This is a genomic window from Trinickia dabaoshanensis (assembly GCF_002879885.1).
Taxonomy (GTDB): domain Bacteria; phylum Pseudomonadota; class Gammaproteobacteria; order Burkholderiales; family Burkholderiaceae; genus Trinickia; species Trinickia dabaoshanensis.
In genome coordinates this window covers 336,155-357,631 of record NZ_PNYA01000001.1, presented here as the reverse complement: position 1 = coordinate 357,631, position 21,477 = coordinate 336,155, and the positions used below count along the sequence as shown (strand labels likewise).

The 21,477-nt window shown below is 63.5% G+C and carries 20 protein-coding genes; 13 read left to right on the top strand and 7 right to left on the bottom strand.

The genetic code is table 11. From position 1 onward, the window contains the following. Window positions 1–11: 11 nt before the first annotated feature. Window positions 12–224 carry a DUF3820 family protein gene (locus C0Z18_RS01630; RefSeq protein ID WP_102643695.1) on the bottom strand — a complete coding sequence of 71 codons (213 nt, stop codon included), beginning with the start codon at window positions 222–224 and terminating at the stop codon, window positions 12–14. Between the two features lie 296 nt (window positions 225–520). Here C0Z18_RS01630 and C0Z18_RS01625 point away from each other — a divergent pair, with 296 nt between their 5' ends. Next, on the top strand, window positions 521–1,843 hold the full coding sequence (locus C0Z18_RS01625) for a hypothetical protein (protein WP_102643594.1): 1,323 nt from the start codon (window positions 521–523) through the stop codon (window positions 1,841–1,843). A gap of 15 nt (window positions 1,844–1,858) precedes the next feature. Here C0Z18_RS01625 and C0Z18_RS01620 read toward each other — a convergent pair whose 3' ends face one another. From C0Z18_RS01620 to C0Z18_RS01610, 3 genes are read right to left on the bottom strand one after another with little or no spacing between them, the layout of a single operon-like run. Then, a complete protein-coding gene (locus tag C0Z18_RS01620) occupies window positions 1,859–3,757 on the bottom strand; it encodes a putative bifunctional diguanylate cyclase/phosphodiesterase (protein ID WP_102643593.1) in 1,899 nt (632 codons plus the stop codon). Further along, the gene (locus C0Z18_RS01615) at window positions 3,754–4,296 is read right to left on the bottom strand and encodes a YfiR family protein (RefSeq protein WP_102643592.1); all 543 of its coding nucleotides are present in this window, start codon (window positions 4,294–4,296) and stop codon (window positions 3,754–3,756) included. Before C0Z18_RS01615 ends, C0Z18_RS01620 begins: the two co-directional genes overlap by 4 nt. Before the next feature lies 1 nt (window position 4,297). Further along, window positions 4,298–6,181, bottom strand: a complete 1,884-nt coding sequence (locus C0Z18_RS01610; protein ID WP_102643694.1) for a TonB-dependent receptor plug domain-containing protein — start codon at window positions 6,179–6,181, stop codon at window positions 4,298–4,300. A 414-nt stretch (window positions 6,182–6,595) separates the two neighbouring features. Between C0Z18_RS01610 and C0Z18_RS01605 the strand changes: the two genes are divergently transcribed. Then, the gene (locus C0Z18_RS01605) at window positions 6,596–7,987 is read left to right on the top strand and encodes an alkaline phosphatase family protein (protein WP_233216802.1); all 1,392 of its coding nucleotides are present in this window, start codon (window positions 6,596–6,598) and stop codon (window positions 7,985–7,987) included. Between the two features lie 46 nt (window positions 7,988–8,033). Here the strand turns inward: C0Z18_RS01605 and C0Z18_RS01600 are convergent, their stop codons facing one another. After that, window positions 8,034–9,371: an APC family permease gene (locus C0Z18_RS01600; protein ID WP_102643591.1), complete on the bottom strand. Its 1,338-nt coding sequence runs from the start codon at window positions 9,369–9,371 to the stop codon at window positions 8,034–8,036. Between the two features lie 262 nt (window positions 9,372–9,633). Between C0Z18_RS01600 and C0Z18_RS01595 the strand changes: the two genes are divergently transcribed. From C0Z18_RS01595 to C0Z18_RS01545, 11 genes are all read left to right on the top strand, one after another. Beyond that, on the top strand, window positions 9,634–10,647 hold the full coding sequence (locus C0Z18_RS01595) for an ABC transporter substrate-binding protein (protein ID WP_102643590.1): 1,014 nt from the start codon (window positions 9,634–9,636) through the stop codon (window positions 10,645–10,647). A 124-nt stretch (window positions 10,648–10,771) separates the two neighbouring features. Continuing rightward, on the top strand, window positions 10,772–11,569 hold the full coding sequence (locus C0Z18_RS01590) for an ABC transporter ATP-binding protein (protein WP_102643589.1): 798 nt from the start codon (window positions 10,772–10,774) through the stop codon (window positions 11,567–11,569). A gap of 34 nt (window positions 11,570–11,603) precedes the next feature. Further along, a complete protein-coding gene (locus tag C0Z18_RS01585; protein ID WP_102643692.1) occupies window positions 11,604–12,467 on the top strand; it encodes an ABC transporter permease in 864 nt (287 codons plus the stop codon). A 104-nt stretch (window positions 12,468–12,571) separates the two neighbouring features. Further along, entirely contained in the window at window positions 12,572–13,942 is a 1,371-nt protein-coding gene (locus C0Z18_RS01580; protein WP_102643588.1) for a sensor histidine kinase, read from the top strand. Between the two features lie 4 nt (window positions 13,943–13,946). After that, window positions 13,947–14,621: a response regulator gene (locus C0Z18_RS01575; RefSeq protein ID WP_102643587.1), complete on the top strand. Its 675-nt coding sequence runs from the start codon at window positions 13,947–13,949 to the stop codon at window positions 14,619–14,621. A gap of 192 nt (window positions 14,622–14,813) precedes the next feature. Then, entirely contained in the window at window positions 14,814–15,962 is a 1,149-nt protein-coding gene (locus tag C0Z18_RS01570) for a porin (protein WP_199189365.1), read from the top strand. A 96-nt stretch (window positions 15,963–16,058) separates the two neighbouring features. Then, window positions 16,059–17,687, top strand: a complete 1,629-nt coding sequence (locus C0Z18_RS01565) for a methyl-accepting chemotaxis protein (protein ID WP_102643586.1) — start codon at window positions 16,059–16,061, stop codon at window positions 17,685–17,687. Continuing rightward, window positions 17,684–17,989, top strand: coding sequence for a DUF3579 domain-containing protein (locus C0Z18_RS01560; RefSeq protein ID WP_102643585.1), 306 nt, complete (start codon window positions 17,684–17,686; stop codon window positions 17,987–17,989). Before C0Z18_RS01565 ends, C0Z18_RS01560 begins: the two co-directional genes overlap by 4 nt. A 134-nt stretch (window positions 17,990–18,123) precedes the next feature. After that, entirely contained in the window at window positions 18,124–18,747 is a 624-nt protein-coding gene (locus tag C0Z18_RS01555) for a glutathione S-transferase family protein (protein WP_102643584.1), read from the top strand. Between the two features lie 135 nt (window positions 18,748–18,882). Next, window positions 18,883–19,083, top strand: coding sequence for a hypothetical protein (locus tag C0Z18_RS01550; protein ID WP_102643583.1), 201 nt, complete (start codon window positions 18,883–18,885; stop codon window positions 19,081–19,083). 63 nt (window positions 19,084–19,146) lie between these two features. Continuing rightward, the gene (locus tag C0Z18_RS01545) at window positions 19,147–19,692 is read left to right on the top strand and encodes a metallophosphoesterase family protein (protein WP_102643582.1); all 546 of its coding nucleotides are present in this window, start codon (window positions 19,147–19,149) and stop codon (window positions 19,690–19,692) included. 67 nt (window positions 19,693–19,759) lie between these two features. Here C0Z18_RS01545 and C0Z18_RS01540 read toward each other — a convergent pair whose 3' ends face one another. Next, the gene (locus tag C0Z18_RS01540) at window positions 19,760–20,035 is read right to left on the bottom strand and encodes an oxidative damage protection protein (protein WP_102643581.1); all 276 of its coding nucleotides are present in this window, start codon (window positions 20,033–20,035) and stop codon (window positions 19,760–19,762) included. A 49-nt stretch (window positions 20,036–20,084) separates the two neighbouring features. Then, window positions 20,085–21,467, bottom strand: a complete 1,383-nt coding sequence (argA, locus tag C0Z18_RS01535; RefSeq protein ID WP_102643690.1) for an amino-acid N-acetyltransferase — start codon at window positions 21,465–21,467, stop codon at window positions 20,085–20,087. Window positions 21,468–21,477: the final 10 nt, after the last annotated feature.

Here is a 21,477-nt window from a genome sequence, read left to right as displayed (position 1 = left end):
CGGCGTGTGTGTCAGCGCGCTCGCAGCGGATCGAGCAGCACACGCAAGCCGTTGTGATCGAGCTCTTGCATCAGCGCGAGCAGACGGCCGATTTCACCGGGCGGAAAACCCTCGCGAGCAAACCAATTGAGGTAATGGCCGGGTAAATCGGCTATGAGTCTGCCCTTGTATTTGCCGAACGGCATGGCGAGGGTCACGAGGCGTTCGAGGTCGCGCGCATCCATAAACTTGAAGAACAGGTAGAGCGTCCATCGATACGGCACGATGCCGATCGAAAGACGCCGGACGCCGAATGATACGCTTTCGCGGCCCCACGATACGAAAACCGGGGACATGTGCCCATTTCACGATGCGGGCTGCGCGAGCACGTTCGTCCGGCGAGCGCATGGAAAGAGTCGATTTATCGAAAAAATCGACGCGACGTGCCGAACTCTTTGACGGCTCTCATGGTCAGAGTGGCCGACCTCGCAAGGGTCGTACCTACTCACTCGCTACTCGATCATGGAGGCTTTACGTGAAGATGAAGAGACGTCGATTTCTGGGCCAGGTGGCCGCCTTAGCCGGCGGCCCCGTTTTGGTTGCATTAGGTGCCTTGGAAGCAGACGAAGCTATCGCCGCGAGCAATGTCAGCGGCACAACTGCGGTAACTCATGCCGCACTTACGACGTCCACCGATGGAACGGTCATTCCTTCCGCCACGTCCATTGTCGACCGGCTCCTGAACGTATGGACCCTCAGCAACGGTTTTATTTACAAGAACGGTGTAAAAGACAAAGATTCCTACAATGTGAGCCTGCTGCTTTGGCACGGCGGCATGATTTATCAACGCGGTACCGGCGGTCAGTTCTACGTGATGACGTGGGCTAACCGATGGTTGCCGTGCGCCGATCCGCGCACGCCCATGACGGTGCCGGCGGGTGCGTTCTACGGGATCAACGGACATTTCGATTATCCGTTCACGCCGCAGCAGATCGTGGCCGCATTGCAGGCGCTCGGTTGCACGAGCTATCGCGTGGGTTGCGACGGTTCGGCTAAACAAGTGAATGCGCTCGTCGGGCTGGCCGACGCATTTCGCTCCGTAGGCTTTACGTTGTTGCCGATGCTCAATTTCGGCTTGCGCGACGGCAACGGCAATTTGTATCCAAGCGAGTCCGCCGCCTATTTCGCGAGTCGCGCGGGCGCGGCCAACGTGGCTCGAGCACTCGCGCCGCACGGCATCGCGATGTACGAATGCGGGAACGAACTGACGCGCGATCGCGCGATCATCCTGAATTCGACCAGCGCGGGAACGGGGCCGCACGATTTCAATAACGCGAACTGGCCGATCCTGCGCGGTGCGATTCAAGGAATGATCGACGGTGTGAAGTCGGTACAGCCGAACGCGAAATGCGGCGTCAATTTCACGGTCGCGGACATCGGCGCATCCGACATGCTGTGGGATGGCGAGCAGCCGGACGGTTCGGGCGGTTATCGAAAGATGCGCTGGGACATCACGACGTGGCATAACTACCAGCCCTATGGCGACATCTTCGAGATCGGCATCGACGGCGCGGGCCCCGGGTTCAATTTGCCCGCGTACTGCAAGGCCCGCTATGGCGTGCCGTTCATGATCACGGAGTGGAACGCGGCGCCCGAGGAAAGCGAGCAATTCCGGGCAACGTACGTACAACAAAAAATGCAGCGCTTTTATGCGGCGCGCAAAACGGAAGGTATCCAGGCGGTGATGTACTACGATTTGATCAGCGGCGACCAAACGTTCGGGATCGTGATGAACGATCTGGCGCCGATCGACCCGACTCACACGGCTTTCAGGGCGTTTACCGCATCGAACGCCGATTTGTAGCGGGTACGCGCGGCGCTACGCCAAAGGTTCGGAGTCCTCGCATTCGGTACGCATGAGTTCGGTGATGCGCTCGAACGGCATCGGCCTGCCCGTGAGGTAGCCCTGCACGATGTCGCAGCCCGCGTCGGTGAGCCACGCAAGCTGCGCGGCTTCTTCCACGCCTTCGGCGACGACGGCAATACCGAAGCTGTGCGCCATGGAAATGATGGCGGTGACGATCGGCTGCCCCGCTTGCGGCAGCGGCTTCACGAAGGCGCGATCGATCTTCAAGTTGTTCACCGGGAACGACTGTAAATACGATAGCGAGGAATAGCCCGTACCGAAATCGTCGAGCGACAAGCGGATGCCGGCCGCACGCAATTGCTGCATTGCCTCGACCCCGGCGGTCATGTTCGCCATCAGTTGGCTCTCCGTGAGCTCGAGTTCGAGCAGATGCGGAGATAGGCCACTTTCGGCGAGTACCGCCTTCACGTTTTCGCTGTACTGTACTTGACGCAACTGGCGTGCCGATACGTTTACGGCCACGTAAATCTGGACTTCGGAATCGGCGTTCCAGCGAGCGGCGTCTCGGCAGGCGCGGCGCAACACCCATTGCCCCAGCGAGACGATCAGTTCGCTGTCTTCTGCCACCGGTACGAATTCGACCGGGGAGATTTCCCCATCCACGGGATGGACCCAGCGCGCAAGCGCTTCTACGCCGATCATGCGCCCCGTGCGGCAATCGAATTGCGGCTGGTACACGAGACTGAGCGCATCGGTCTCGATCGCCTTGCGTAACTCCGTCTCGAGCCGGGCGCGGCGGCGGGCCTCGACCGTCATGCTCGGATGAAACTCGACCGCCGCGTTCTTGCCGGTGCTCTTGGCGGCGTACAGCGCGATATCGGCGCTGCTCACGAGCGCGGCGACATCGGCCGCGTCGTCGGGATAGACGCTCACGCCTACGCTCGCGCTAGCGACGATGCTGGCGCGCGGTAGATCGAACGGCCGCGCGAGGGCACGGGCGATACGCTCGGCGGTGCGAATGCCCTCGGCTTTCTCTTTCGCGATCGCCACGAGTACCGCGAATTCGTCGCCGCCGATGCGGCTGACGAGATCGGCCACGCGCACGCTTTGCCGCAGCGCGAGCGCGACGTGTTTGAGCAGTTCGTCGCCGGCCCCGTGGCCGAGCGTGTCGTTCACGTTCTTGAAGTCGTCGAGGTCGACGAGAATCAGCGCGGCACGCGCGCATCCCTGCGCGCCTCGCTGCAATCGGTCGTTCAGCGCTTCGTAAAACGCACGGCGATTCGGCAGTGCCGTGAGCGGGTCGGTCGAGGCCAAGTACTCGAGCTTTTTTTCGGCTTGGGCGATGCGCGCGCTCATTCGCGACGTGATCACGAAGGCAATCCACAATGCGCAGAGCGATGCCGCGAGGATGAATACCGCGAAGTGCGCCAACTCGGCCGCAATCTGCTGGGTGCTCGCGACGACGACGACCGATCCCAGCGTCTTGCCGTTTTGCGTGATGCTCGAGGCGACGAAGACATCGTCGAACAAGAAGCGCCGGTTGGAGCCCTCGACGTTACCGATCTGCGCTTCGAGCAATTCTTTCGCGGGTACCCCTGGACGGATGTAGGCGGCGAAATGCTTGCCCGCGGCGGTGTAGATGGCGGCGCTTTCGACGTAGGGCACCTTGCGCAGCGAATGCAGCGTCTCTTGCGCAGAATGCACGTCGTCGAACAAGACCGAGGCCGAGACGTTGTCGGCGATCATGTCGGCTTGCACGTTGGCATCGGCCGTCAAAGCGGAGCGTAAGGAAAACGCTTGATACGCGAGCAAGACGAAGCCCGATATCAACAGGGCGACGCCGAACCCGGCGAGCTTCACGCGCGCCATTTCCTTCAGCGGGCTCGGCGTGTGGTCCGCACTATGGTTCATGTCACATTCCTTGCCAAGCGCAGCAGTTTCGAGCTCAGTGCGAGGTGACGGCGGGCAGCCTCCGTGTTGTCGATGTCGAAACGCAGCCGGTCGCCTTCGCGAAACAGCGTGACGACATTGCGCACATCACCGCCGTCGACGTCGGCCGGGCGCACGATGAGGATCGGCAGGTCGCGGGCGGCCGCGGTTTTCGCCGCCGCGCTCGCGCTCGCGTCATCGACGATCAGCACATTGCACACGGCGAGGGTGGCACCGTCGGGAATCGGCTTCACGCTCCATGTCTTGCCCGCTACGGCGCGCCCGCTCAGCTTCGCCAGTGTTGTCCCGAGCGGGGTGTGCGGGTTGACGCAAACGTTGAGTGCGGCGTTCTCGCCACGCGCAGCCGGCCATTCGGTGAACTCCGTGAAGTTGTAGATGTAGGCGGCTTCGAGCGAATACAAATCGACCTGCGCGTAGGCCGACACCCGCGCGCACGCGGACGCGGCCGCCACCACCGCGAGGGCCAGGGTTCGACTCAGCACTGATCGCGCGGCTTGCATGTCAGAAACCGTACACGAGCTTGAACAGAAAGGTCCTGCTTTGCTGCGGGATCACGTTCTGCGTGAAGTTCGGGCCTGCCGGATCGGCATAGCGCTTGTCCGTCACGTTGTAGACCGAGAACGATACATCGGCGTGAGGGATCAGACGCTCGCTTCCGATCGTGACGTTGCCGAGACAATATCCCGCGGCCGAGCCCGCCTCGGCGAGGCGCGCGGATTCGCACCGCAGCTCCGCACCCACGCGCGCGGCGTTGTGCAGCAGGGGTACGGTGACGTTGAGCTTGCCGAGGTGGCGCGGCGAGTTTTGCAAAACGCCGCCCGTCGCGCTGTCGCGAGCGAGCTGCCACGAATAGCTCGCCCTGATCCGAGCGATCGAAGCGACGTCTTGCTCGTAAGCGAGCTCGACGCCGTTCGCGGTTGCATGATTGACGTTTTCGAAGATGAAGACGCCGGACGGGTCGGGCGTCTCGGTGATCAGATCTCGGACGTCGTAGTGAAACAGCGAAACCGTCGCATGCGCGTTTTCGCCGAAGGCCCGTTCGTAGATGAACTCGGTCGTCGCGATTCGCTCGGGTTTCAGCAACGAATTGCCGAGTTGCCCGCCGGGAACGGGAATCGTGTAATAGAGTTCGTACGCGTTCGGCGCGCGATAAGCCCGGCCGTAGAGCAGCTTGAACGTATCGACGTCCGTCGGCTTGTAGTTGAGCGCGAGGCGCGGGCTTACGTTCGTGCCCGCATTCGAATCGTGATCGATGCGCACCCCCGCGTTCAACGTGAAGTGCCACGGCAACTGAATTTCGTCTTCCGCATACAGGCCGACGGAATTGCTGCTGCGCCGGTCGTCCAGGATGAGCTGATACGGGTCCGCGTTGTAGTTGTATTGATCGCGGGCCGCGTCGCGCAGCGCGCTGATGCCCACGACGAACTTATTGCGCGGCACGGACGAAACCGTGGCATGCACGTCGGCCCCGTACCAAATCGCCTTGTCGCCATCGACGTTGCCGACGGGCGGCTGGCCGTACAGGCCGACACTCTGGTAGTCGTACCGCTCCCAATACACTTCCGATGCGATCTCTAGCCCGTTCGTGACGGCATGACGGTACTTGGCGTCGATGAAGCTATGCGCATCGCTCGTACTTTGCGGCGTGTTGAAAATCGCTTGATACGGCGCGGTGGGCACGCCCTTCGTGCGCGAGCCGTAGCCGGCGCTGATCTTAAACCCTTGGTACGCGAACTTTGCAAACAAGTATTGCGCACGATCGTAGTCGAGACCGTGTGCCACGCCATTGTTTTGGTCGGGCGTATCGAATTCGGGGTAGTACAGGTCTTGTCCGCTGCGATCGTAGCCCGTCGCCGACAGCACGAGGTCGGCGCCGCTATCGCCGTGCCAGCCGTAGCTCGCTCGTGCGCGCTTTTCGCCGAAGCTGCCGACCGAGCCGGCCACCTGCGTGCCGTTGATATCGCTGCCTTTCTTGGTGACGACGTTGATCACGCCGAAGAGCGCGTTCGAGCCGTACACCGCGGAGCCGGGACCCGGCACGTATTCGATGCGTTCGACGAGGTCCATGTCGAGCGGGAAGTCGTCGCCGATCGGCGCTTGGTCGTAGACCGTATCGTTGACCCGCATACCGTCGATCAGCAGCAAGAAGCGGCTGTTGTAGTCGCCCGGCCGTTGAAAACCGCGTCCGCCCAAGTAGGAATAGGTCCGGTCGTACGAGGTATAGAGGCCGGGTAGCGATGCGAGGGCATCGGCCAGCGTGCGCCATCCGTAGGCCTCGATGTCCTTGGCCGTGAGCACGACGACCGCCGCCGGTGCGTCGGCAACGGACTGGCTCAACAAAGTAGCAGTCCTAACTTTGACCTGCATCAGCGCCTCGAGGGGCATCGAGGCCAGATCGGGCGTGGAGCCTCCCCCGGCGGCGTCGAATTGCGCGGCGCCGACGCGGCCCGCGCCGAATAAAATCGTCAGCACGAGCGCAAGGCGGCACAACGGGTGCGGGTTGGACCCGTGAGGGAAGTGTTCCGAAAGCATGGAGCAAGAAACGACAGCGTTCGATTATCTAATGTGTGCCTGCTTGTTTATCGGCTCGCGGATGAAAACCTTGAGCAGCGCACGCCCCAGCTTGACGAACGCCGGCGAGTGAACTAGGTTCCGACGGGAAGGCGCCGGCCGGGCCACCGTTGCCATCGGCGGAACATGTAACACTTACTGAATTGATGGGGTGCTAGCGCGTCCCCGGTTTCGGGCTCCGGTGCGGATCGGGCCCGGTGACTGCGGGGATACTGACGGAGACAACGAATGTCGGCAGTCCTAAATGTCAAAAAGCTGTTCGTTTTGATGTTGGAGAACCGCTCGTACGACAACGTATTCGGCTGGTCGGACTTGCGCGGCTGGACGCCGGACGGCACGGCGACGCAAGCCGACGGCCTCGTCGGCAAACCGGCTTTTTCGAATTCGGGCGCGAATGGGATGGTGTACCCGGTGGGGCAAGGGGCGCCGTTCAGGTTGGCTTTCGATCCCGGGCACGAGTTCACGGATACGCTCGTGCAACTGGCGGTGCCGAGCGAAAGCCGGGCGTTTGCCACCTGCGTGCGCGACGATTCCGGCGGGCTGACCAACGGCGCCTATCCGGCGTGCGTGACGAGCGCGCTCGATCTCGGTTTCGCGCGCGATCTGGAGGCGCACGGTTACGACGTGGCGTCGGCACTGCGTTGTTTCACCCCCGACCAATTGCCGGTGCTGAACTTTCTCGCGCAGCAATTCGCGATTTGCGACCGCTGGTTTTCCTCCGTTCCGGGACCGACGTGGCCGAATCGCTTCTTTGCATTGGCCGGCACCTCCTGGGGGCTCGATCATTCGCCGAGCGATTTGCAGTCGATCGAGTCGAGTTTGCTCGATGTGGCCAAGTACGGGAACGGCAACGATTCGATTTTCACGCGGCTGCCGCCCGAGCAATGGCTCATTGCCCACGGCGATATGCCGCAAGCATGGGCGATCAAAGGCGTCGATGCGCATGCGGCACGCCTCGCCACGCACGAGGACTTTTTCTCGGCGCTCGCCAGCGGCAATCTCGACGCGAGCTTCGTCTTCATCGAGCCGCACTACGATCCGGTCGGCAATTTCGCAAACGGCGAATCGATGCACCCGTGCGGCGATGTACGCGCTGCCGAGGCGTTGGTCGAGCGCGTCTACAACGCCATCGTGTCGTCCCCGTATTGGGAGCAAAGCCTGTTGCTCATCGTATTCGACGAGCATGGCGGGTTTTTCGATCACGTGATTCCGGATGCCGCGCACGTGGCCGGTTTGCCGACGCCGGCGCCGAGCGCGCCTACGGGATTGACCAAACGCGGTTTCCGATTCGATCGCTTCGGCTTTCGCGTGCCCGCACTCGTGATCTCGCCGTACGTGAAGCAGGCGACGATCGATCACACGTTCTACGAACATGCGTCGATCCCCAAGACACTGGCCCGTATCGTGGCGCAAGGCGGGGCGCCGTTGCTCGATACGCCACGCTTCGCACAGGCGGCCGATTTCACGTCGGTGTTGACGTTGTCGGCGCCGCGCAAGGCGGCCGACATTCATCCATGCCCGCACGCGTTGCCGCTCGCGGCCGAGCCGGCCCCGGCGAACAGCGGGCGAGCCGCGTCGGCGTTCCGCACGCTCGGCTGGTCGAGCGCGCGTGTGGCTTAGGTCCGCCGGTACGTCGCGGCCGTCGAAGTGCCTACATGGCGATGCGTCAAGAAGCGTCGCAACGTACGGCGGTGGGGCGCGCGCGCCGACGGTTCAAGCGAAGATAGAGCAGCGCGCAGCCGCTCATGACGAGCGGCCACAGCAAGAACCAGCCGGTTGCCAGGCAAAGCGCAACGACGCACACGAGGGCGACGCAAGCGCAGCGGTGCGCCGCGGTGCCCCGAGGCAGCAGCCGCAACGCCGCCGCGCAGCCGAGCGCGTAGACGGTGACGAACGATCCCGTCGTGAGCAGCACGAGCGGCTTCGGTCCGACGCCGGCCACGGCGACGGCGATCGTGGCCAGCGCGGCCAAAGCGCAAATGACCCCGAGGCTGCGGCGCGGCACGTCGCCGGCCAGCGAGCCCGCCGCGAGCCATGAGGGCAACGCTCCGTCGCGGCCCAGTGCCGCGCCGAGCTTGGCCGCGCCCGCGAAGTAGGCGTTCATGGTGCCGAGCGTGAGCAACAAGGCCGCACAAGCAGCCAATACTCGGATGTTGCCGCCGACGCCGAGCACGAGCAACTCGGCCAGCGGGGCGGCGGAGGTGCCCGCCGACGGACCGAGCACGAGCACGCTCGCGAGGGCAACGGCCAAATAAAGCACGCCGACGACGACCACGGCGATCGCCGAAGCGAGTGGGAGGTCCCGGGACGGATGCTTGAATTCCCCGGCCAGATGCGTGATGGCCTCCCAGCCCGCGAAGCTCCAAACGAGCAGGGCGGCCGCGGGCACGACGGCAAGCCAGCCGTGCGGCGCGAACGGGTGCAGGTTGCTCGCGTGCGCATGGGGTGCCGAGGCGGCGACCGCCGTAACCAACAGCGCCACGAGCACCGTGGACAAGGCGAGTTGCATCCGGCCGGAGATCGTCACGCCGAATGCGTTGGCGCAGGTGACGACAGTCAGTAGAACGGCGCTCGTGAGTAACACCGTCTGCTCCCCGCCTCCGACGACGGCGGCAACGTAGGCGCCCGCGAACATCGCCGCGGCGGGCGCGCCGGCCGGCACCGCGAAATAGAAGCACCAGCCGACGATGGCCGACGCGCGCGCCCCGAACGCTTGCCGGGCGTAGGTGGCGACGCCTCCCGCATCGGGATAGCGCGCCCCGAGCGCGGCAAAGGTCGCGGCGAGCGGTGCCGATAGGACGACGAGGCCGAGCCAGGCCAGCAAGGACGCCGGGCCGGCGACATGGGCGCCCAATGCCGGGAGGGCGATGACCCCGGTTCCGAGTACGGCCCCCACGTAGAGGGCCGCGCCTTGAAGCACGGTCAACGTGCCGTGCGACGAGGTTGGACGTGCCTCGCTGGGCGCCGTGCGGCCGCCGCGGGCATTGCTGCTGCTATTTGACATGCTTATCTCGTGTGCCATTGTTCGAATCGAGCCGCCCGCGAAAGGGGAGCGGTGCGTTCTTTATAGTCCTGTAAACATGACAAAGGGTGTCATGAATTGAGCGAGGCGCGCGGCCCACGCGCGCGGACGTGCGTTTCGTCATGGTAATCCCGGATGTGCCGGCCGGCCCGGTGAAAGGCTCGGGAAGGGTTGTTGCTCCTAGAATCGCCTCATCGATTCAACCCGGCGTCCCAAGGCGCCGACATAAAGAGGAGACACTCGCATGCACCCGAGCTCGTGGAAAATCCGTACTTTCGCCGTTGCCCAAGCTTTGCTTTTCGGCGTGGCCTCGCATGGCGCGATGGCCGCCGATAGCGGCAAGATCACGATCATGGTCGGCGGCATCACCAAGCTGATCTATCTGCCCGCGAAGCTGACCGAGCAGTTGGGCTACTTCAAGGACGAGGGCCTCGACGTGGAGCTGCTCTCGCAGCCGGCCGGCGTCGATGCGGAAAACGAATTGCTCGCGGGCGCCGTGCAGGGTGTCGTCGGTTTTTACGATCACACGATCGATTTGCAGACGAAGGGCAAGGACGTCAAGGCCATCGCCGTGTTCGGGCAAGTGCCGGGCGAGGTCGAGATGGTGTCGACGAAAGCGGCCGATACGATCAAGTCGATGGCCGACGTGAAGGGCAAGACGCTCGGCGTGACCGGCCTCGGTTCGTCGACCAGTTTCCTGACGCAGTATCTGGCGGGCCAGCATGGCATCACGTCGTCGCAATACACGATGCTGCCGGTGGGTGCCGACGCGAGCTTCATCGCGGCGATCAAGCAGGCGCGCATCGACGCGGGCATGACCACCGAGCCGACCGTCTCGAAGCTGCTCGCCACGGGCGACGCGAAGGTGCTCGTCGATATGCGTTCGGTCGAGGGCACCAAAGCGGCGCTGGGCGGAACGTATCCCGCCGCGAGCCTGTATGTCCAATCGGCGTGGGCCGATGCGCACAAGGACCAGGCCGCGAAGCTCGCCCATGCGTTCGTGCGCACGATGCAGTTCATCCATACGCATAGCGCCGAGGACATCGCGGCGAAGATGCCGGCCGATTATCAGAAGGACAAGGCCCTTTACGTTGCCGCGCTGAAGGCGTCCCTGCCGATGTATACGGCGGACGGCAAGATGCCGGCCGATGGTCCCGCGACGGTGCTCAAGGTGCTTTCGGGCTTCAACCCGTCCATCAAGGGCAAGCACGTCGAATTGTCCAAGACCTATACGAACGAGTTCGTCGGCGCGAAGTGACGCGCGGGCCTTGCCCGAGCCGCGCGTGAGCGGCCCGGGCAAGCTCGACCGGTTTTTTGTATCGTCTGCCGTGCCCCGGGCGCCGCGGCTTTGGCGCCCACCCCCAAACGCTTGGATTGCTCTGATGAACCACGCTGCTTCCCATGACGTACCCGTCATCGAGTTCGACTCGGTGTCGTGCCGCTTCATCTCCCCCGACGGCAAAGCGACGATCGCGTTGCGCGATTTCAGCATGTCCGTGGCCAAGGGCGAATTCATTGCCGTCGTCGGCCCGACGGGGTGCGGTAAATCGACGACGTTGAGCATGATCACCGGTTTGCTCAAGCCGACGACCGGCACCGTACGCGTCATGGGCAACCCCGTCTCGGGCATCGATCCGCGCATCGGCTTCGTGTTCCAGGCCGATGCGGTTTTTCCGTGGCGCTCGGTGCTCGATAACGTCGCTGCCGGTCCGCTGTTCCGCGGCCGTTCGAAGGCCGTCGCCTACGACGAGGCGAAAGAGTGGTTGCGCCGCGTGGGCCTCGAGAAGTTCGGCAATCACTACCCGCATCAACTCTCGGGCGGTATGCGAAAGCGCGTTGCCCTCGCGCAGACGTTCATCAACAAGCCCGAGATTTTGCTGATGGACGAACCGTTCTCCGCGCTCGACATGCAAACGCGTACGCTGATGCAAGACGAATTGCTGCAACTGTGGTCGGCGAACAAAGGATCGGTCGTGTTCGTCACGCACGATTTGGAAGAGGCGATCGCGCTTGCCGACCGCGTGTTCGTGCTGACCGCTCGGCCCGCGACGCTGAAAAAGGTCTACGAAATCGACCTGCCGCGCCCCCGTATCACCTCGGAAATTCGCTACGAACAACGCTTTATCGAACTGTCGCGCGATATCTGGCACGACCTGCGCGAAGAAGTGCGGATTGCTTGACCCTGAACACCGGAAAGACTAGAGAATGGCTACCATGGCTACCACCTTCGAACAACCCAAAGCGAGCGGCCTCGACGCGCAATCGCTCGCCGAAGTCGAAAAAGCGGCACAGCGCCGGTTGCGCCAGCGCCGCGCCTTGATCATCGGCCTGCGTTTGCTCGTGCTCGTCGTCTGGCTCGGCGGCTGGGAGGTCTCCGGACGATTGAAATGGATCGATCCGTTCTTCTTCTCGATGCCCTCGATGATTTTTGCTCAGATCGGCGATTGGTTCGTGAACGGTACCTCTCAGGGGCCGCTGCTCGTGCAGGTCTGGGTCACGCTCGAGGAGACGATGATCGGCTTCGCGATCGGCTCCGTGGCCGGCGTGATCTGCGGCGTCGTGCTGGGGCGCAACAAGCTGCTGTCCGACGTGTTCAGCATTTATATTCAGATCGCCAATTCGATTCCTCGCGTGGTGCTCGGCTCGGTGTTCGTGATCGCGCTCGGTCTCGGTATGGCATCGAAGGTGGCGCTCGCCGTCGTCATGGTCTTCTTCGTCGTGTTCGGCAATGCGTTCCAGGGCGTGCGCGAAGCCGATCGTTATATGATCGCCAATGCGCAGATCCTGGGCGCGTCGAAACGGCAACTGACGACAGCCGTCGTCATCCCCTCGGCGCTGTCGTGGATCTTGGCCAGCTTGCACGTGAGCTTCGGCTTCGCGCTGGTCGGTGCGGTGGTCGGCGAGTTCCTCGGCTCGAAGCAGGGCATCGGGCTCTTGATCTCGACGGCGCAGGGCGCCTTCAACTCCAGCGGCGTGTTCGCGGCGATGATCGTGTTGGCCGTCGTCGCGCTCGCGTGCGACTACTTGCTGACCCGGCTGGAAAAGCGTCTACTGAAATGGAGACCCGCCGCATTCTGATGGTATGCGCCGCCACGGCGCATCGGACCCGGCCGGCTCGTTCCGTGCCGACGCCCCGTGCGTCGACCCGGAACGGGCCAAACTCATTTATAGGGCGTCAATCGATGATGCATAGCCTGCGCGCCCGCTTGCTGTGGTGGGTGTTGTTACCGCTCGCGGCCTTCATGTTCGTCGCGGGCGTCATGTCTTATGACGCCGCCCGGCACACGGCCGCTCTACTGCAGGACAACGCGCTGCTCGCCTCCGCGCGTACCATCGGCGAAGACATCGAATGGAACAACGGCGAGCTGCGAGCCGACATCCCGCCGGCCGCGTTGGAGATGTTCGAGTCGCCGTATCACGATCATGTGTTCTACAAAGTCGTGGCCGGCGAGGACCGGCTTCTAGTCGGTACGCCCGAGCTTTCGCTGCCGGAAGGGCAGCGGCCATACCCCGTGTTCTACGACACGACGCTCGAGGGCCAAGCCATCCGCGCGGTCGCGTTCCGCCGCCAGTTATACGACGCGGGCGCCGCGCTGCCCGTGGTGGTCGTGGTCGGCAAAACGCAGGCATCGCGCGAGGGGATGCTCGCGCAGCTGTGGCACCCGCAATTGATCCGGCAGGGGATGATGCTCGTGCTAGCCGTCCTGCTCGTGCTGATCGGCCTCACGAGCGAGCTGCGACCGCTCATGAAATTGAAGGACGACGTGGCCGACCGCGACCCGATGCAGCTCGAGCCGGTACGCGTCGATCATTTGCCGACGGAGCTTCGGCCCATCGTCGATGCGATCAATCAGTGCATTGCCCGGCTGAAGTTGCATACGAGCACGCAGCGTCAATTCGTCGCCGATGCCGCTCATCAGTTGCGCACGCCGCTCACCGTGCTCGATACCCAAGTGCAGTGCGCGCGTCAGAGCGCCGAGGACCCGGCGGCGCTCGCGGATGCGCTCGGCGCGATTCATCGCACGAGCCGCAAGATGACCGAGATGACGAACCAATTGCTGCTTCTTGCGCGCGCCGAATCGGCACCTTCGCCGGTGCCGAGCGTGCCTGTCGATATGGCGCAGGTGGTGTCGTCGGTGCTCGAGGAACTGATTCTCGCCGCGCAGCGGCGCAACATCGACCTCGGTGCGGAACTGGGCGAGGATCTACGCGTCGCGGGCAGCGAGCAACTGTTGACCGCGCTCGTCGCCAACCTCGTGGACAATGCGATCCGCTATACGCAAGAGGGCGGATGCGTCACGGCGCGCTGCCGGCGTGTGGATGAGGAGGTGGTGCTCGACGTCATCGATAACGGGCCGGGCATCCCCGCCGAGATTCGGGCTCACGTTTTCGAGCGCTTTTATCGCGGCAAGACCGATGTCGAGGGAACGGGTCTTGGTCTCGCGATCGTGCGGCGTATCGCGCAGTCGCACGGCGCGACGGTAGGGATTGCGCCGGGAGAGGGGCGGGTGGGGCTCGTGGCCACCGTGCATCTGCCGGCTTGGAAGGAATGAATCGATGAAGCTGCTGCTGGTGGAAGACAACGCCGATCTCTCTCACTGGATCGTGAACTTGTTGCAAGGAGAGAACTTCGCCGTCGATTGCGTGCCGGACGGGGAGACGGCGGACGCCGTGTTGCGAACGGGGCGCTACGACGTCATTTTGCTCGATATGCGGCTGCCGCGCATGAGCGGCAAGGACGTGCTCGCCCGGCTGCGGCGGCGCGGGGACAATGCGCCCGTGCTGATGCTCACGGCGCACGGATCGATCGAAGACAAAGTGGATTGCTTCAGCGCGGGCGCCGACGACTACGTCGTCAAACCGTTCGATGCGCGCGAGTTGATCGCGCGCATCAAGGCGCTGATCAGGCGGCAAGCCGGGGGCAAGTCGGTGTCGCTCGTGTGCGGCGATCTGCATTACAACACGAACACGCGCGAATTCAGCCATAACGAAGTGCCGCTCGCGCTGCGCCGCCGAGAGCATGCGATTCTCGAAGCGCTGATGCTCAAGCAAGGCAAGACGGTGTCGAAGACGGCCCTCATGGACAGCGTCTACAGTCTCGAGGACGAACCGAGCGCGGACGCCATCGACATCTACATTCACCGGCTGCGCAAACACCTGACGCACTCGAGCGCGCAGATCATGACGCTGCGCGGGCTAGGTTACGTCTTGCGCGCGAAGGACGGTTCGTAAGTCGACCTTCGTTATAAATGCCCAATACATTGGGCCGTTTACGTGAAAATACTTAGTAATCCTAAGTAACAGCGAAAGGAGCGTGAAGGATAGGGATCGATACGATTGTCTCCATTGCGACGCGTGAAGCGAAGCGTGCCAGCCGTGCCGCGCGCCGCACAAAAACACAATTTCAACGCAGTAAGTGAGGAGATGATCTTGAAGAAGACCTATCGAACGTTGGCGCTGACGGCGGGCGCTTTGGTGGCAACCGGGGCGCACGCGCAATCGAGCGTGCAGCTTTACGGCTTGATCGATTTGTCGGCGGTGGCCTATACGACGAACGCGAACGCAGCCGGCAATCATTTGATCTCGATGGGGCACCCGAACGACGTCGGCGGCGAACCGTGGTTCAGCGGCAGCCGATGGGGCTTGCGCGGCGCCGAAGATATCGGCGGCGGCAACAAGATCATCTTCACGTTGGAAAGCGAGTTCGTGCCGACGAGCGGCAACATGGAAGACGGCGGCCAGCTCTTCGACCGCGACTCGTGGGTGGGGCTCGTGAATCCGACGTTCGGCCAATTCACGGTGGGCTTCCAGGACACGGTGGCGAAGGACTTCTCGGGCTTGTACGGCGACCCGTACGTGAGCTCGACGTTCTCGACCAAGGAAGGCGCCTATACGAACTCGAACAACTTCAAGCAACTGGTGTTCTACTCGGCGGGCCCGACCGGTACCCGCTCCGAGAACAGCATCGCCTGGAAGAAGCTGTTCGCCAACGGCATCTACGCGGCGGCGGACTATCAGTTCAGCAATTCGACGCAATTCGCCACGGGCTCCGGCTATCAAGCGGCGCTAGGCTATAACGGTCCGAATTTCTCGGTGGGCGGCTTCTACAACCACGTGAACAACGGCGGATTCGTCGATCAGACCTATTCGTTGGGCGGCGATTTCCGGTTCGGCATCGGCCGTATCAACGCAGGCTACTTCCATTACACGGGCAAGCAGGGCTCGCTGCCGGATCGCGAGGACAATGCATGGACGGTATCGATGAAGATCGCACCGCACGGCCCGCTCGACTATGAGCTCGGCTACCAGCAGATGCACGTGAAGAACGCCGCCTACAACGCCGACGGCAACATCCCGAACGCAAACTCGGGCTTGTTCGATGCGACCGCGACGACCGTGCACAACGGCTACAAGGAAACGGTCTACGCCTCGACGTTCTACCACTTTTCCAAACGTACCGAGGTGTACCTGGCCGCCGACTACATGAGGCTGCACGGCGGCTACACGGTGGGCACGACGTTCGGCCACACGAACCAGCTCGAAGTGGCGACGGGCATTCGCACGCGCTTCTGATTTCCCTGACCTCCTCCAAGACGTTGCCGCCCGCGGGCGGCAATTCGAAGGCGGCGAGCGTGATCGCTTGCCGCCTTTTTTTTCGGGAAGACGGCAATGGTAAGGATCACTAACGTTCGAGGTGCGTTGAACGCGACACTCGCCGGCTATAGCGCTGCGCTCGTGGTCGTGATCGCGGCGTCCGTTGCCGGGCTGAAATCCGCCAACGTCGCGCTCGAAAAGATGTACAGCGGCGAGACCGCCGCGCTCATCGCCTTGGCCGATAGTAGCGAGAACCTCATGCAGGCTCGCGTCGATCTGGGCGGCTACGAGACGCTCGTCGCCCAGGGCAAGCCCACGGGGCCGACGCTCCAGCGTGTTCATGCGGCACTGAACGCGAGCGATCGCGCGCTCGCGACGTACGACGCATTGCCGGTGGCGGACGCGACCGAGGCTTCGCTTGCAAGCGCACTGCGCGCGGCGCGCGGCAAACTGATCAAGGAGGTGATCGAGCCGGAGGTGGCGGCGCTCGATCAAGACGACTTCGCATCGTTTCGAACGGTGGAGCGGCAAGCGCCCGAGGCGCGCTTCGCGGACTATAAACAAGCTGCGCTGCAACTGATGAATTTCCAGGTGCAGGCGCAGAGGAAACATTTCGCCTCGGCGGGCGAGCGATTTCACGCGTTGCTGTGGCTTTTCGCCGTGGTCGGCTGCGTATCGTTGGCCTTCGCGATGTTTGCTCGCGGCATGCTGCGCGCTGCGATCGTCCGGCCGATCGGTACCGCCATCGAGCATTTCGAGCGCATTGCCGCGGGCGATTTGACTTCGACGATCGATACCTCGCATGGCGGCGAGATGGGCAGGCTGATGACGGGGCTCGCGCGCATGCAGCTCAGCTTGAGTGCCGCCGTCACGCGCGTGCGAGAGGGAACGGCCGAAATCCGGCACGGCGTGCACGACGTGGCGAGCGGCAATGCCGATTTGTCGGCGCGCACGGAACATCAGGCGGCAGCGCTCGAGCAAGCCGCGGCGAGCCTTCAAGCGTTGAGCGCGACCGTAGCCGATAACGCGCGCCAGGCAGGCGACGCTCGCGCGTTGGCCGCAACCGCATCGGATACGGCACGGCAAGGCGGAGAGGTGGTGAGCGAGATCGTCGACGCGATCGCGGATATGTCGGCCGATTCCACGCATATCGTCGACATCATCGACGCCATCGAGGGCATCGCCTTTCAGACCAACATTCTTGCGCTCAATGCCGCTGTGGAGGCAGCGCGTGCGGGCGAGCAAGGGCGAGGCTTCGCGGTCGTCGCGGGCGAGGTGCGCGCGCTCGCGCAGCGCTCGGCCACCGCGGCCAAGGAGATCCGCGCCCTCATGACGGCCTCCGTGGCCAAGGTGCAAGGTGCGACGCAAATGGGCGAGCGGGCCGGGGCCACGATGGCGAACGTCGTCGATGCCGCGCGCGAAGTGACGAGAATCGTCGCCGATATCAGCGCGGCATCCGCGCGGCAATCGGCGGGCATCGTCGAGATCAGCCGCACGGTCTCGCATATGGATACCGCCACCCAGCAAAACGCGGCCCTCGTGGAAGAAGCGGCCGGCGCGGCCGCCTCGCTCGAGGAGCAGGCCCGGCTACTCGAAGAAACGGTAGCCGCTTTCCGGCTGCGGGCGAAAGACGGCCCCGGTCACGTTCGTTCGCCGGTACCGCACGGCCCGCCGCCACGGACCCACTTGCTCAATCACGCATGACGACGCTCGATCACCCGCCGAATCGAACCCATACCCACCGTATCGCCGGCATCACGCACGCCGGAAAGCCGTTCCGTCCGGGTGACTGGGCCGAGCGGCTCGCAAGCGTCATCGCGCTGTTCGTGCGGGAGCGCCGGCCGGGCGCCAGCGTGGCATCGACATGGCTGGCCGTTCCTTTCGTCGAAGACGGCATCAGGTGTCTAAGCGTTTCCGGCGAGTTGGCCGAGATTTGCCCCGAGGCGTTCGAGTTCGTCATGTGCTTCGCCAAGGACAACGGATTGCCCGTTCGGGCCGACGATTGACTTCCTTTTTATCCTTTATCCGCTCTTTTTCTGCAATCGAACGATCACTCCCTTGCGAGAGGCCTACACTGCGCGGCACACTGGCGGTTCGCTCAGCGCAGCACTCCTATCCCTGATAAACAAGAGAGGCATCGATGCAACTGATCGGCATGATGGATTCCCCGTTCGTACGCCGCGTCGCGGTGTCGATGGCCGTGCTCGGCATGGCTTTCGAGCATCGGCCCGTATCCGTATTCCGGCACTTCGACCAGTTCCGGGAGATCAATCCCGTGGTGAAAGCCCCGACTTTCGTCGTCGACGACGGCACCCAACTGATCGATTCGACGTTGATTCTCGACTACCTCGACCAGCGCGTCGCGCCTCACGCGCGGCTCATGCCGCAAGAGACGGCGGCGCGCCGCGATGCGCTGCATCTGATCGGATTCGCGCTGGCGGCTTGCGAGAAGACCGTGCAAATCGCTTACGAGCAAAATCTGCGTCCCGAGGACAAGCGGCACGCGCCGTGGCTCGAACGGGTTCGAACCCAGCTTGGTGCGGCTTTCGATACGCTCGAGCGGGACGTGGCCGGCGCTGTCCGCGCGGGCGCCTGGCTGTGCGGCGATCGTCTCATGCAACCGGACATCACGGTGGCCGTTGCATGGCGCTTCGCGCAGCACATCTTGCCCGGGGAGATCGCGCCGAGCCGCTATCCGGCGCTGGCCGCGCTATCCGAGCGGGCCGAAGCCCTGCCGGCGTTCGTCGGCGCGCCGCTCGCTTGATGTCGGCCGCGATTGTTCGTTTCTCGCGACTTCTGACTTTCGATTTATTGCATTTATCGGCTTCGTGCGTGTCCCTACAATGGCATTCAGATTGCATGACGGGGCATAGGCTGCTCCGCTCGCAGGAGAGTCGCCATGAAGAAGCTTATCGAACAACGGCTGTACAACCCGACCATCGTCTTGCCGATGGTCGAACTCATGGAATTGATGGTGTCGCTCGATTTCAATCTCGGGCAGGTGGGCGCGGTCATGGCGACGCGCGGTGCGCGTGCGGCTTTGCATCGCTCGCGCGGGCTGCTCGGACATCGTCAGGGGTGCGCGGCGGCCGGCGTTTGAGTTCGATCGCGCGTGCCGGCAGGCAAGCGTCGTCCTTCGGCCGTGCGTTGCCCCATTTCGGCTATGTCTGACTCGTCCTCCACCGTTTGCATCGGCTTGATTTCCGACACGCACGACTTAGTGCGGCCGGAGGCGCTCGGGTGGCTGGCCGGTGTCGACGCCATCGTGCACGCCGGCGATATCTGCTCTCCCGAGGTGCTTCAGGCGTTGGCCGAGATTGCCCCCGTCACGGCCGTGCGCGGCAACAACGACCGCGGCGCATGGGCCCACGCGTTACCCGAAGCGACGACACTGACGCTTGGCGGCATCCGTATCCACGTCGTGCACGACATCGCCGATTTGCGACTCGATCCGCTTGCCCTCGCGGTGCACGTCGTTGTCACGGGGCATTCGCATAAGCCGTCGGTACTGACGCGCGAAGGGATACTCTTCGTCAATCCGGGTAGTGCGGGCCCGCGCCGCTTCACGCTGCCGGTGTCGGCCGGCAAGCTTTTCATCGACGAACGAGAAACGGTGCGCGCCGAACTTCATACGTTCGTCGTGCAAGGGCGCGCTCGCTCAGCCGGCACCCAAGAGCGCGGCGGGAGTAAGCGAGCGGGGAAGGTCTAACGGGGAGAGGGGCGTGCCGGCTCGCACCATGGAGCGAGCCGGTGATCGAGAATGGAAGAGCGGTGGCTCAGCCTTCGGTGGGCGGCACGTATCCGGCCGCTTGATCGGCACCTTCGCCGAAGAAGAATTTTTCCGTTTGCTTCATCAGGTACTGACGCGCGCGCGGATCGGCCATATTCAGGCGGTTTTCGTTGATCAGCATCGTTTGCTGCTTGAGCCACGTTTGCCAGGCTTCTTTCGAAACGCCTTCGTAAATGCGCTTGCCGAGTTCGCCGGGCAGCGGCGGAAAATCGAGTCCTTCGGCTTCCTTGCCGAGCTTGACGCACTGAATCATGCGGGCCATCGTGTGTTTCTCCTGTAGTCGATAGGGGTAAGCGGCGCGGCCGAAACGCTCAGAGGTGCTTCATCAGCACGAGCGATTTGCGCTGCCAGTTATAGAGACGGCGGCGGTCCTCCGGTAGGTCGTCGACGGTGACCTTGATGAAGCCGCGCTTGAGAAACCAGTGTTCGGTGCGGGTGGTCAGCACGAAGATGCGCGTGAGCCCGCGCGCACGGGCTCGCTGCTCGATCCGCTTGAGCAAGCGCTCGCCGTCGCCGGCACCTTGCGCGTCGGGCGCGACCGTGAGGCACGCCATTTCGCCGATCCGCTCTTGCGGGTAAGCGTAGAGTGCCGCGCAGCCGAATAGCACGCCATCGTGCTCGATCACCGAGAAGTGATCGATGTCGCGCTCGATCTGGTGACGCCCGCGCTTGACGAGCGTGCCGTCCGATTCGAGCGGCTCGATCAGCGTGAGAATGCCGCCGACGTCGTCGGGCGTGGCCTCGCGCAAGCTTTCGAGGTTCTCGTACGAGATCATCGTGCCCACGCCGTCGTGCAGGAACAATTCGAGCAGCAGGCTGCCGTCGAGCGAATACGGAATGATGTGCGCGCGCGGCACGCCGCCGCGGCAGGCGCGCACGGCGTGCTTCAGGTAGAACGCCGGATCGCCCTTCAGTTCGCCGCTGTCGAGCAGCTTGTAGGCATCGTCGAGCGACAGCTCTTGCGTGAGTTCGCCGGCATCGTTCATGAGACCCGGCGTTTCGGTCAAGAAGATGATCTTGTCGGCGCGCAGCGCGATCGCGGCCGCGGAGGCGACGTCTTCCATCGACAGATTGAACGCCTCGCCCGTGGGCGAGAAGCCGAGCGGCGAGAGCAGCACCAGTTTGCGGCTCGCGAGCGAATGCTTGATCGACTCGGCATCGACCTTGCGCACGATGCCCGTGTGCTGGAAATCGACGCCGTCGAGAATACCGACCGGCCGCGCCGTGACGAAGTTGCCCGACACGACGCTGATGTGGGCGTGCGCCATCGGCGTGTTGGGCAGACCTTGGCTAATCGCCGCTTCGATATCGAGCCGGACTTCGCCGGCCGCTTCCTTGGCTGATTCGAGCGCGCGCGCATCGGTAATGCGCATGCCGTGCGAGAACTCCGACTGAACGCCGTGCAGATTCATCTGCTCCTCGACCTGCGGGCGCGATCCGTGCACGAGCACGATCTGGATCCCCATCGCCTGCAAGAGCGCGATGTCGGAGACGAGCGCGCTCAGCAGCCCCTCGTGCACGACTTCGCCCCCGAACCCGACGACGAACGTCTTATTTCGGAACGCGTGGATATAAGGCGCGACCGATCGCATCCAGTCGACGAACTGGGCGTGCGAGACGGCATCGGATTCGGGCGCCGCGGAACGGGCCGGGGCGCTCTCGGTCATGGGGGCGAGGTCGGATTGAGAATTCATCCCGGGATTA

Bases quoted from the DNA above. Each gene is read 5' to 3' on its own strand.
- C0Z18_RS01630 (WP_102643695.1), bottom strand. From the start codon at position 224: ATGGATGCGCGCGACCTCGAACGCCTCGTGACCCTCGCCATGCCGTTC.
- C0Z18_RS01575 (WP_102643587.1), top strand. From the start codon at position 13,947: ATGAAGCTGCTGCTGGTGGAAGACAACGCCGATCTCTCTCACTGGATC.
- C0Z18_RS01560 (WP_102643585.1), top strand. From the start codon at position 17,684: ATGACGACGCTCGATCACCCGCCGAATCGAACCCATACCCACCGTATC.
- C0Z18_RS01540 (WP_102643581.1), bottom strand. From the start codon at position 20,035: ATGGCCCGCATGATTCAGTGCGTCAAGCTCGGCAAGGAAGCCGAAGGA.
- C0Z18_RS01595 (WP_102643590.1), top strand. From the start codon at position 9,634: ATGCACCCGAGCTCGTGGAAAATCCGTACTTTCGCCGTTGCCCAAGCT.
- C0Z18_RS01570 (WP_199189365.1), top strand. From the start codon at position 14,814: ATGATCTTGAAGAAGACCTATCGAACGTTGGCGCTGACGGCGGGCGCT.
- C0Z18_RS01610 (WP_102643694.1), bottom strand. From the start codon at position 6,181: ATGCCCCTCGAGGCGCTGATGCAGGTCAAAGTTAGGACTGCTACTTTG.
- C0Z18_RS01555 (WP_102643584.1), top strand. From the start codon at position 18,124: ATGCAACTGATCGGCATGATGGATTCCCCGTTCGTACGCCGCGTCGCG.
- C0Z18_RS01580 (WP_102643588.1), top strand. From the start codon at position 12,572: ATGATGCATAGCCTGCGCGCCCGCTTGCTGTGGTGGGTGTTGTTACCG.
- C0Z18_RS01600 (WP_102643591.1), bottom strand. From the start codon at position 9,371: ATGTCAAATAGCAGCAGCAATGCCCGCGGCGGCCGCACGGCGCCCAGC.
- C0Z18_RS01550 (WP_102643583.1), top strand. From the start codon at position 18,883: ATGAAGAAGCTTATCGAACAACGGCTGTACAACCCGACCATCGTCTTG.
- C0Z18_RS01545 (WP_102643582.1), top strand. From the start codon at position 19,147: ATGTCTGACTCGTCCTCCACCGTTTGCATCGGCTTGATTTCCGACACG.
- C0Z18_RS01615 (WP_102643592.1), bottom strand. From the start codon at position 4,296: ATGCAAGCCGCGCGATCAGTGCTGAGTCGAACCCTGGCCCTCGCGGTG.
- C0Z18_RS01590 (WP_102643589.1), top strand. From the start codon at position 10,772: ATGAACCACGCTGCTTCCCATGACGTACCCGTCATCGAGTTCGACTCG.
- C0Z18_RS01620 (WP_102643593.1), bottom strand. From the start codon at position 3,757: ATGAACCATAGTGCGGACCACACGCCGAGCCCGCTGAAGGAAATGGCG.
- C0Z18_RS01605 (WP_233216802.1), top strand. From the start codon at position 6,596: ATGTCGGCAGTCCTAAATGTCAAAAAGCTGTTCGTTTTGATGTTGGAG.
- C0Z18_RS01585 (WP_102643692.1), top strand. From the start codon at position 11,604: ATGGCTACCACCTTCGAACAACCCAAAGCGAGCGGCCTCGACGCGCAA.
- C0Z18_RS01565 (WP_102643586.1), top strand. From the start codon at position 16,059: ATGGTAAGGATCACTAACGTTCGAGGTGCGTTGAACGCGACACTCGCC.
- C0Z18_RS01625 (WP_102643594.1), top strand. From the start codon at position 521: ATGAAGAGACGTCGATTTCTGGGCCAGGTGGCCGCCTTAGCCGGCGGC.
- argA (WP_102643690.1), bottom strand. From the start codon at position 21,467: ATGAATTCTCAATCCGACCTCGCCCCCATGACCGAGAGCGCCCCGGCC.